Below are 2,131 nucleotides of genomic sequence, written 5' to 3'. Positions count from 1 at the left end.
GTGCCCGCGTCGCCTTCCCGCATCAGCCGGATCAGCGCGGGCTGCAGATCCGGCCAGGGCGAATTGTCCGTCAGGACCCTGACGCGGACCGGCTCGTCCAGCAGCGCCCGACCGTCGCGCACCGGCATCACGCAAAGCACGTTGGCCAGCGGGTCCGGATACCAGGGGTATTGCGGGCGCGATCCCTTCTTCCCGGCGAAGACCGCTCCGCGATCGGATCTTGGCGTGCGATCGGTCCGGTTCGCTTCCGCGCCCAGGTTCAGCGGGTCAGGGTCGACATTGCCCAGCCGCACCGGTTCTGCGGTTTCTCCACCGCCTTCCGCCATCGGGAAACCGCCGGTCCAGTCGACCTGATGGACATCGTCATTCTCGAACATGCCGGGCGGAATATTCGTGCCGTCGCCATCCGCCTCCGGTGTCGCGCCCATCAGCACGCCCGCGAACTCCGCGGTGGTGATGTCCACCCGCGGCGGCAGGATGAAGCGCTGCACGATCTCGATACCGTCGGTCGCGACCTGCCGGCCCTCCCGGGTCCGGCTGCGCAGGATCAGATGGTCGAAGGCGTTTCCGGGCCATTGCGAGATGACGTCGATCCCGCCCGGGTCCGCGGCACCGCGTCGCGCCGCCGGCTTGTGGCTGAAGTAGAGCGGTTCCCTGGCGGGACCCTCGACGTCGTCTGTGATCAGCACCTCGGGCGCCGCGATGGGCTCGTTGCGCCCGAACCGGAACGCGATCGTGCCGCCCTGGCGGTCGAGCCGCAGCGGGTCCCGATCCCCGTGGCCGTCATAGGCGGGCCAGGCTTCGTCGATCGTCGGCCCGCCGCGGTTGATATAGACCGGCCGCGCACCGACGAAGTAGCCCACACGCTCGATGAGCGGTGCAACGCCCGAGGCCACGCCCCGCGACGGCACGGGACCGGTCGCCTTCGGCTCGTAATAGTCCAGAAACAGGGGCAGTGGACTTTCGGCCGGATCCCGCATCGGGGAAAAGAAGCCCTCCTGCATGAATTCCTGATCCGGCGCCCGGCGTTGCAGAAAGGACCGCCCGAACCAGGTCGCGAGCGTCTGCTGTGCAATGATGTCGGAGGCGCCGCCCGCCAGCGCGGGTTTGGTGCGGTCCCGGGGGTCGACCGCGTCGGGATGATCCACGTAGCGGTTCACCGGCGTGACGAAGGACGCGGAGCGGTGGCGCATCTCTTCCATGCCGGCGTCCGCCGTGCTCAGGGATTGCGGCAGGTAGTCTTCGCCCCCGGAGCGGTTGGCATAGGCGATGTCGCGCCTGCCGGTATCGAACCAGACGGTGCCGCCGCCCTGAACGATGCCGATATCTATCCGCTGCCCGATGACGAGGTTCTCGGCAAAGGCCAGGAGCGGCGTTTCGCCTGGCCAGTTGCGGGCCATCTGCGCGGCGGCCTTGCGGCTGGTCTCTTCCTCCAGCCGCCCGCGGTCCAGCAGCGCTATGCCATAGACGCGCATTTCCGGGAGCGATGTGTCGATGCCGTTCGGATCGAGACCTTCGACCAGCGTATCGGCGGCGCAGCCCGCCGCCTGCTCCGTCGCGCGCAGAAGCTGCTGCTCGTCCAGGGACTGCAGCTCGTAGCGGGCGCGCCCGTCGCTGCGCGCCGCGCCAAGATCGGTGAGACCCCCGTCGGGGTCGGGCGATCGGGTGAGCCATTCCTCACGCCCCGCCGGGCGGAAGGCAAGGGCCCCGGTCCGGCCGGTGTCGAGGAAAACCGCGGTCTGGGTATGGGGGTGCCTGTACATCGCCCGCGCCCCGATGCGCAGAAACCCGTCCTCTTCATGTGTGCCGAGCTGATCGACCTTCACGTGATAGTCGCGCACGAGCCCGAGGCCGCGCGCCAGAACGGGATGCGCATAGAGTTCCTGAAACCGTTTCAGCGCCCGCTGCGGTCCGTCGGAATCGCGTTCGTCCTCGACGACGCCGCCGCTCTTGCGCCACGCCAGTTTGGAGGTGGCATGCACCTCGACGAAATCCCGGTAGGTGGTGGTCGGGGCGCCGGGGGCGGGGCTCTCGCGCAGCAGGGCGGCGCCGCTCTCGATCGCGAGGCCAGCCGTCTCGGCAAAGGCGATCTCGACCGCCTGCCGGGCGTTGGTCTCATCGGGCCGCGCAA

At 69.1% G+C, this 2,131-nt stretch carries 1 protein-coding gene; it reads right to left on the bottom strand.

Annotation, left to right across the window (positions count from 1 at the left end):
* A partial coding sequence (locus tag A3764_RS25240) for a hypothetical protein (protein WP_161487501.1) occupies positions 1-2,131 on the bottom strand: 2,131 nt, incomplete at both ends.

The sequence above is a fragment of the Sulfitobacter sp. HI0129 genome (genome assembly GCF_001635395.1).
GTDB lineage: Bacteria > Pseudomonadota > Alphaproteobacteria > Rhodobacterales > Rhodobacteraceae > Sulfitobacter.
This window is presented reverse-complemented; position numbering and strand designations above follow the sequence as displayed.